At 44.0% G+C, this 8,752-nt stretch carries 8 protein-coding genes and 1 pseudogene; all 9 read left to right on the top strand.

Annotated features, from left to right (window positions below):
- Positions 1-186 (top strand): annotated as a pseudogene (locus G511_RS24545) (cytochrome C oxidase Cbb3); the annotation flags it as partial.
- A gap of 141 nt (positions 187-327) precedes the next feature.
- On the top strand, positions 328-1,746 hold the full coding sequence (gene ccoG / locus G511_RS0114220; RefSeq protein WP_028470215.1) for a cytochrome c oxidase accessory protein CcoG: 1,419 nt from the start codon (positions 328-330) through the stop codon (positions 1,744-1,746).
- Positions 1,747-1,807: 61 nt separating this feature from the next.
- On the top strand, positions 1,808-2,341 hold the full coding sequence (locus G511_RS0114215) for a FixH family protein (RefSeq protein WP_245574053.1): 534 nt from the start codon (positions 1,808-1,810) through the stop codon (positions 2,339-2,341).
- A 10-nt stretch (positions 2,342-2,351) separates the two neighbouring features.
- Positions 2,352-4,817, top strand: a complete 2,466-nt coding sequence (locus G511_RS0114210; protein WP_028470213.1) for a heavy metal translocating P-type ATPase — start codon at positions 2,352-2,354, stop codon at positions 4,815-4,817.
- 27 nt (positions 4,818-4,844) lie between these two features.
- The gene (gene ccoS / locus G511_RS0114205) at positions 4,845-5,039 is read left to right on the top strand and encodes a cbb3-type cytochrome oxidase assembly protein CcoS (RefSeq protein ID WP_028470212.1); all 195 of its coding nucleotides are present in this window, start codon (positions 4,845-4,847) and stop codon (positions 5,037-5,039) included.
- Complete coding sequence (locus G511_RS0114200) at positions 5,032-5,691, top strand: sulfite exporter TauE/SafE family protein (protein ID WP_028470211.1); 660 nt, start codon at positions 5,032-5,034, stop codon at positions 5,689-5,691. The genes ccoS and G511_RS0114200 overlap by 8 nt, the downstream gene beginning before the upstream one ends.
- 66 nt (positions 5,692-5,757) lie before the next feature.
- Positions 5,758-7,149: an oxygen-independent coproporphyrinogen III oxidase gene (gene hemN, locus G511_RS0114195; protein WP_051222079.1), complete on the top strand. Its 1,392-nt coding sequence runs from the start codon at positions 5,758-5,760 to the stop codon at positions 7,147-7,149.
- Positions 7,150-7,232: 83 nt separating this feature from the next.
- Positions 7,233-8,015: a fumarate/nitrate reduction transcriptional regulator Fnr gene (fnr, locus tag G511_RS23010; RefSeq protein WP_211224914.1), complete on the top strand. Its 783-nt coding sequence runs from the start codon at positions 7,233-7,235 to the stop codon at positions 8,013-8,015.
- 183 nt (positions 8,016-8,198) lie between these two features.
- Positions 8,199-8,741 (top strand): adenine phosphoribosyltransferase, encoded by a 543-nt coding sequence (locus G511_RS0114185; protein ID WP_028470209.1) that lies wholly within the window; start codon positions 8,199-8,201, stop codon positions 8,739-8,741.
- The last annotated feature ends 11 nt before the right edge of the window (positions 8,742-8,752 follow it).

Below are 8,752 nucleotides of genomic sequence, written 5' to 3'. Positions count from 1 at the left end.
GGAATGCTAGCACTTGGTGCTCCAAACCTTACTGATAATACTTGGCTATACGGCGGTTCTTTTGAAGACATCGCTCATACCATTCGTTCTGGACGCAATGGTGTAATGCCTGCTCATAAAGACCTGCTAAGCCAAGATAAAGTGCAGCTAATTACAGCTTACGTGTATAGCTTGTCTAACAAGTAATTGACAGCTATCAATAAAAGGGCGATGTGAAGAAATTCATATCGCCTTTTTTTTGTAGACGACATTATAATATGCAACTTCTCTAATGGATAAGTTGGCCCAGTAGGCTAATACCCAACAATTAAGTTTGCGAGCAAAGACATGAACCAGATACCTGTAAAAGATGTCACGCCAAAAGAAAGCGGCAAAAAAGAGACCTACGAGCTCTACGCAAACCGTGAACATATTCATGTAAAGTTCTACAAAGGGGTCTTCAAAAATTTTCGTGTAATTTCCGGCTCAATAATGTTGCTTATGTTTTATGCATTCCCGCTAATTGAGTGGAACGGAAGACAAGCTATTCTCTTTGATCTACCCAGTCGCCAATTTCATATATTTGGTATGACCTTTTGGCCTCAAGATTTCATGCTTCTGTCTTGGCTATTAATTATTCTCGCATTTACACTTTTCTTTGTGACTGTATTTGCCGGGCGTCTCTGGTGCGGCTACGCCTGTCCTCAGTTTGTCTGGACTTGGCTATTTATTTGGGCTGAGCGTGTCGCGGAAGGCGATCGCAACCAACGCATGAAGCTCGACAAAGCGCCGTGGAGTGCCACAAAATTCCGTAAAAGAACGATTAAACATGCGTTATGGTTATTTATAGCCATTACCTCAGCAATAGCGTTTGTCGGCTACTTCTCCCCTATTCGTCAATTGGTTAGCGATTTGGCCTCTTTCTCACTCGGCCCTTGGGAGATGTGGTGGATTGGTTTTATTGCGGTGGCCACCTATGCCAATGCTGGCTGGCTTCGTGAGCAAGTATGCATTTACATGTGTCCATACGCACGCTTTCAGAGTGTAATGTTTGACCAAGATACTCTTGTTATTTCATATGATGAAAAACGTGGAGAGAGCCGAGGTAAACGTAAAAAGAATACCGATTACAAAGCAGAAGGCATGGGCGACTGTATTGATTGCGGCTTCTGCGTCAATGTTTGCCCAGTAGGTATTGATATACGAGATGGCTTACAATACGAATGCGTAGCTTGTGGTGCGTGTGTTGATGCTTGTGATGACATCATGGATCGCATGGGATATGAGAAAGGCTTAGTACGCTACACAACAGAGCACCAGTTAGAGGGTAACAAAACTCACCTCTTGCGACCTCGCCTGATAGGTTATTTGTTAGTACTCATAGCGATGTGTATCGCCTTTGGCTACACCGTCTTCAGCCGAGTTCCTCTTGAAGTAGACATTTTACGAGATCGCGGACAACTCTATAATGAAACATCTAATGGCCTAATTGAGAACGTTTATAAGCTTAAACTAGCCAATAAAGAGCAGCAAGATCATGACTATAGAATAAGTGTTACTGGTGTTGAAGGAATGCAACTAATTTCAGAACCGGTAGTCACTATCAAAGCGGGCGAACTGCTTGATTACAATATTCGTATTCATTTGAACAAGGAAGACATAAAACGCCCTAACTATGATATCCAGATTAAAGTTGAAGCACTGGATGACAGTAGCATATCTATTACTGAAGAAAATCGCTTCATTGGCCCTGCGCCGCGTCGATAACCGACCTGCGCATTAAATTAGGTTACAATAGCTGCTTTCTGCAAAGACAGCAGCTATTTTTATGACAGAAACAAATATGACCGAAGATGAGATTCAAGCAGCAAAACCTTGGTACAAACAACCTTGGCTCCTTTTTATTCTGACGCCTATATTCGCCGTAGTGTTCTATGGTTTTGGCTTTCTTTATCTGTCTATCGTTACAATGGACGGCGTTGTAAAAGATGATTACTACCGCATAGCCAAAGGCTATGAACTCAACACTGAAAAAAATCAAAATGCAATTGATCAAAACATAGTTGCAGAGCTTAATTTGGACGATGTAACCGGTGATATCATGGTCAAACTAAATGGCCAACTAACGAATATTCCTGAGTTCCTTACATTAGATATTGTCCACCCTACTCACCAAAAATACGACCAGGAAATCACTCTTAAAGCGATTGGTTCCCAACAACTGTATTCCGGATCATTGGCCAACCCACTCAAAGGAAAACGTTATCTTTTCCTATTCCCTGCGGATGAAAACTGGCATCTTCGCAAAGAGATTCTGCCACCTTATGAACAACGCAGCTTTGAACTAAAGCCAAATTTATAAGGCACGTAGTATGAGTAGTAGTCTTAATAGTCAGCACAGCCCTGTGACATGCTTTCATTGCGGCCAAGACGTACCCAAAGGCGTACAGTTTATGGCCAATATTAAAGGCACTGCACAACCTATGTGCTGCCCCGGATGCAAAGCAGTTGCAGAAACCATTGTTTCTAGTGGGCTTGAGCACTACTACAAATACCGTCAGGGCGATTCGATGCTCACACCAGACCTCTCTGGTACCGAGCTCCCTAGCACGCTCCAGGACGAGCTAAAACTCTATGACAACGCTTCGATTCAACAAAATTTTGTCGTCACGCTAGAAGACGATATTAAAGAAGCAACTCTAGTCATTGAAGGCATAACATGTGCGGCCTGCGTCTGGTTGCTAGAGCACCATTTGGTAAAACAAGCGGGTATTGAGCAAGCGTCAGTCAATCTCACTAACCACAGAGCTCGTATCCGCTGGCATGATAGCGACATCACATTAAGCAGCATCATGGCTGCGATATATCACATTGGGTATCAAGGCCACCCTTACCACCCTGATAAAGAAGAACAATTACTTGAACTTGAAAAAAAGCGCTCTTTTCGCCGCTTAGGAATAGCTGGACTCGGCATGATGCAGGTGATGATGATGTCTATTGCCTTGTATGCTGGAGCATTACAAGGCATTGAAGAGAAGTTTGAAATCTTTATCCGCTGGACAAGCCTGATCATTACCACACCAATACTGCTGTACTCTGCCAGACCCTTTTTTACGGCTGCATTACGTGACATCAGAGCACATCACCTCAGTATGGATGTTCCCGTATCTATCGCCATAGGAGGAGCTTACCTAGCGAGCGCCTGGGCAACCTATACTCAAAGCGGAGAAGTTTATTTCGACTCTGTTACCATGTTTACTTTCTTTTTATTGATCGGTCGCTATCTAGAAATGCAGGCAAGACACAGGACCGGACGAGCAGGCAATGCCTTATTAAACCTAATCCCCGCCAGTGCAATAAAACTAGTAGACGAGCAAGAAATACTGATCCCAGCCAGTGATCTCAGCATTGATGATATTGTTCTGGTTAAACCCGGCCATACTATACCTGCAGATGGCATTATTGTAGCGGGCTATTCCTCAGTGGATGAATCAGCCCTAACCGGTGAATACCTTCCCATTAACAAAACACTAAATGATCATGTTGTCGGTGGAACCATTAATGTAGAGAGCCCCCTTCAGCTGAGAATCACAGAAGTGGGAGCCGCTACAAAACTATCTGCTATCGTCAGGCTACTCGACAGAGCACATGAAGAAAAACCCGCTGTAGCTAAAACTGCCGATAAGGTCGCTAGTTATTTTGTCGCCGCCGTTCTAATAACAGCGGTTGTTGTTAGCCTTATTTGGTGGCAAATCGACCCTCAGAATGCTTTTTGGATTACTCTTTCAGTACTGGTTGTTACTTGCCCTTGCGCACTTTCATTAGCCACCCCTACCGCGCTCACAGCAGCAACTGGCACACTTAGACAACACGGACTACTAATTACCCGCGGCCATGTACTAGAAAGCCTAGCGACGGCAACACATATCATTTTCGATAAAACAGGCACGCTCACCGAAGGTAATTTATCGCTTAAAAGTACACATTTATGCGACAAGGTAGATGCACAAACTGCGCTGGAAATTGCCGCCGCATTAGAAGCTCACTCAGAACACCCTATTGCTAAAGCATTTCGCAAATATCAACGCCAAACAGCTGACTCACTCCACGTAGAACTAGGCCAAGGCTTAGAAGGGAGTATTGATAACATCGTTTACCGTATTGGTAAACCTGAATTTGCATCTGCACTATGCCAACAACAACTAACCTATAGGGACGCTCCGGATCACAATGGCCAATGGCTACTACTTTGTAACGCCCAAACACCGCTCGCATGGTTCTGCTTAAACGACCAAATTCGCAAAGGCACCCAGCAAACACTGACCACTCTGAAACGCCTCGGTCTTAACATTCAAATGCTGACAGGTGACAACTCTGCCGCAGTCCAGGAAGTCGCTACAGAGCTCAACATAGACAAAATCATTGCTAACACTTCGCCTAAAGAAAAACTCGCCTATATTCAAGAGCTGCAAAGCCAAGGTGCTAAAGTCGTCATGATTGGCGACGGCATTAACGACATCCCCGTACTCGCAGGTGCTCAGACATCCATCGCTATGGGAAGCGCTACAGATCTTGCCAAAACTAATGCCGATGCAGTGCTAATCAGTAGTGATATTGAGCGCCTAACAGACGCGATTCTTCTGTCACGAAAAACTCAGTTTATTATTCGCCAAAACCTGAGCTGGGCACTGCTGTATAACCTAATTGCCTTACCATTAGCTGCTATGGGATTCATAGCCCCCTACATGGCTGCGATTGGCATGTCGGTCAGCTCCCTAATTGTTGTTGGCAATGCGCTTCGTCTGACTAAACTTGTTCATCGTAATCCTGTAAAATAGCCACTTCAATTTTCGAGATAATTCTCCATGGAAATTCTTTTTGTATTAATACCCATAGCTATCATCTTACTAGGATTCGCCATTTGGGCTTTTTTCTGGAGTGTAAACACGGGTCAGTTTGATGACCTTGAATCGCCGGCCCATAGCATATTATTTGATGACGATGATGATCTGATTCCAGACGATGCCAAGCAAGGAAAGGCAAACTCCTCACGTGACTGAGTCTCTCTCTATATCGACAGCTATTTTACTTGGGTTGCTCGGTAGTGCTCACTGCGTAGGTATGTGTGGCGGCATCGCGGCCACCATTGCCCTAGGACAAAAGCACAGCCGAATTCCAAACCTTATAGGCTACAACTTCGGCAGACTAATCAGCTACGCTATAGCAGGAGCATTAGTAGGCTCCCTTGGAATATTTATAAAGGATAGCACTCTTGCCATTGCCCTTCGCGCCATTGCTGGCTTGTTGCTCATCACAATGGGCTTATATGTTGCCCAATGGTGGAAAGGCCTAACTCATGTTGAAAAACTAGGCACCAAGCTATGGTCTCTCATTCGGCCCGCCGCCAGTAAACTACTCCCCGTAAAAAATATAAAGCAAGCGTTATTACTCGGCTTTTTTTGGGGCTGGCTGCCATGCGGGCTTATTTACAGCACCCTTATATGGGCTGCAACAGCGCAGGATCCTATCCAAAGCGCCAGCCTAATGTTCGCTTTTGGTATTGGCACATTACCCGCCATGCTTAGTACCGGAATGCTCGCCAAACAGATGCAAACTCTACTAGCCAACCGTAATGTGCAACACATTGCGGGCCTGATGATTATTCTTTTTGGCTTATATACCATTCCATTTAATGGAATCATTGGTATTTGATACGCGTCAAATTATTATCTATTCCAAATGTTATACTGCAGCGCTTAATATTATGAGGAATTTATCGTGAGCCTGGACAAAACCATTTCATGGGACCTGGATCTAATTAAACGTTATGATTTATCGGGCCCTCGATACACCTCATACCCGACAGCCATTCAATTTGACACCTCCCTTTCAGAAGAACAACTTGTACTAAACGGGCAAACAACTACTGATAAGACAGCACCCTTATCACTTTATGTGCACATACCTTTTTGTGCTCATGTATGTTACTTCTGCGCCTGCAATAAAGTTATTAGCCGCAACCGAAAGAAAGCCCAGCCTTATTTAGACACCTTGTATAAAGAAATTGAGCAAGCAGCAAAATGGTATAGCGACGGCCGAATTGTTAACCAATTACATTGGGGCGGCGGCACACCTACTTTCATCAGCGATGAACAAATGACTGAGCTTATGAACAAGCTCAAACAAGAATTTAATTTACTTGATGATGATAGTGGTGATTACTCCATCGAAATAGACCCACGTGAAGCGTCATTAGAAACAATGCGCACGCTCAGAAAAGAGGGTTTCAACCGAATTAGCTTAGGTGTTCAGGATGTAAATCCGGTTGTTCAGGAAGCAGTTAATCGCATTCAGCCTACCGAACAAACGGCAGCAGTACTTACGGCCGCACGAGACCTTGGCTTCAAATCGATCAACATGGATCTCATATACGGGCTGCCACATCAAACATTTGAAAGCTTCAACGCCACCCTTGATACTGTCATTGACATGAGCCCCGATCGTTTGTCCGTGTTTAATTATGCCCATATGCCCGATCGCTTCCGCTCGCAAAAGCACATTAATGCAGAGGATCTACCAAGCCCTGAAACAAAATTAGCCATTCTCGAGTCCACTATTAATAAGTTACTCGATGCAGGTTATGTCTATATTGGCATGGATCACTTTGCAAAACCTGACGATGAACTGGCGCTTGCTCAAGAGAGTGGACACCTTCATCGCAACTTCCAAGGCTACACTACCCACTCAGACTGTGATTTAGTTGCTATGGGCGTCTCAGCCATTAGTCAAATAGGAGATGTTTATTATCAAAATGAGCATGATATTAATGCCTACTCTAAAGCAGTTGATACACGCGCAAGCGCTATCCGACGCGGTGTACAATTGAGCACAGACGACCAAATCCGTCGTGCCGTAATTACACAATTAATTTGCCATTTCGAACTAGACCCAAAACCCATCGAAAAGCTGTTTGGCATTGACTTTAAAGAGTATTTTTCACAAGAGCAAACCGAGTTACAACACTTCGTTCAGGATGGTTTAATCGAGCTAGACGAGCAGCGAATTACTGTAACCGCATCTGGTCGCTTGTTAATCAGACGCATCTGTATGGCCTTTGATCGTTACATCCCCAAACAGCAAGCCACACAAGGTTTTTCCCGTATCATATAATAGATGCTTCACGCCTCCCTCTAAATGTTACATAATTAACGGCTGAGTAGCCTCTCATTATGTAACAAACACAGGAATTGGCCATGAGCGATATAAAAAAGGAAGGGAAACTGCATAGCCTGCAGCAAGCTCATTGTAATACATGCAGCTTAAGCTCACTTTGCCTTCCCGTGTCATTAAACAACACGGAGATGGATAGCCTTGATAATATTATTGAGAAAAGCCGACCACTAAAAAAAGGAGATCACCTTTTTCATCAGGGTGACAACTTCGAATCGGTTTTTGCTATTCGTGCAGGCAGCGTTAAAAGCTACACTATTACCAATGAAGGCGAAGAGCAGATCACAGGCTTTTACTTTCCAGGGGAGCTGGTTGGTTTAAGCGGTTATGATAATCAACACTACCCGGTTTCCACTAAAATAATGGAAACCACAACGGTATGTGAAATCCCTTTTGATAATCTAGATACACTTTGTGGACAGCTTCCAGAGCTGCGACGTCAAGTGATGCGAACCATGAGCAAAGAGATCAGAGACGATCAACAAATGATGCTTCTCCTCTCAAAAAAGAACGCTGAAGAGCGCGTTGCGACCTTCCTCATTAAACTCTCTCAACGCTTCCAAGCACGTGGTTACTCTGCACACAAATTCAGACTATCCATGTCGCGCAATGAAATAGGTAATTACTTAGGATTAGCGGTAGAAACAGTAAGCCGTATTTTTACTCGCTTTCAAAAGAACAATCTAATTCAAGTCGATGGTAAAGAGTTAGACTTACTAGATTTAGATAGCCTATACGAAGTTTCAGGTGAGTGTCACGGCAAAGACACTCCTACAGAAGTAGATGTACAGCAGCTTTCTATATAGGTTATAAATCCAGTAGATAAAAAAACGCCGTCCAATTAACTGAACGGCGCTAAAAATAGTTGCACAAAGAAGTAGCCATCTCTATGTGTAACCCAACACAGTGATTAAACCGTATATTCTTTTTGTAAACATTGAGCCATATCAAGCGTTAACGTTCCGGCTTAATTGAGGAGCCATTAGTACATGTCTTACGACGAATTTTATGTCAAGTCAGTTATCCGATCGTTACCTGACTGGCCAGAGCCTGGCGTAGTCTTTCGCGACATCACGCCTATTTTCAAAGACCCCAAAGCATTACGCATGGTTGCTGACGCGTTTATTCAGCGATATATGGATTCAGAGCTAACACACATTGCTTGCATTGACGCCCGAGGCTTTCTTATTGCATCAATCATGGCCTACCAAATGCAGAAGCCTTTAGTGCTGGTTCGCAAGAAAGGGAAACTGCCAGGTGAAACCGTACACCAAGAATATAAGCTTGAGTATGGTACGGCGGCCGTTGAAATGCAGATAGACTCGGTAGGCCCTGGTGACCGAGTACTAGTATTCGATGACCTTATTGCAACCGGTGGGACTATTCTTGCTGCCTGTACCCTGATAAAAAAATTAGGTGCAGAAGTAATAGAAAGCGCTGCATTAGTTGATCTTCCTGACTTAAACGGCTCTATCCGTATTCAAGAAGCAGGTATTCCTGTTTACACCATGCTGGCCTACGAAGGTCTGTAGCCTAAATTAGA

The organism is Neptunomonas japonica DSM 18939, from assembly GCF_000422765.1.
Lineage (GTDB): Bacteria > Pseudomonadota > Gammaproteobacteria > Pseudomonadales > Balneatricaceae > Neptunomonas > Neptunomonas japonica.
Note: the sequence above shows the minus strand (reverse complement) of the source record. Positions and strands in the feature narration are given on the sequence as shown.

Excerpts from the sequence above, each read along its gene's own strand:
- ccoG (WP_028470215.1), top strand. The coding sequence starts at position 328 with ATGAACCAGATACCTGTAAAAGATGTCACGCCAAAAGAAAGCGGCAAA.
- G511_RS0114215 (WP_245574053.1), top strand. The coding sequence starts at position 1,808 with ATGACAGAAACAAATATGACCGAAGATGAGATTCAAGCAGCAAAACCT.
- G511_RS0114210 (WP_028470213.1), top strand. The coding sequence starts at position 2,352 with ATGAGTAGTAGTCTTAATAGTCAGCACAGCCCTGTGACATGCTTTCAT.
- ccoS (WP_028470212.1), top strand. The coding sequence starts at position 4,845 with ATGGAAATTCTTTTTGTATTAATACCCATAGCTATCATCTTACTAGGA.
- fnr (WP_211224914.1), top strand. The coding sequence starts at position 7,233 with ATGAGCGATATAAAAAAGGAAGGGAAACTGCATAGCCTGCAGCAAGCT.
- G511_RS0114185 (WP_028470209.1), top strand. The coding sequence starts at position 8,199 with ATGTCTTACGACGAATTTTATGTCAAGTCAGTTATCCGATCGTTACCT.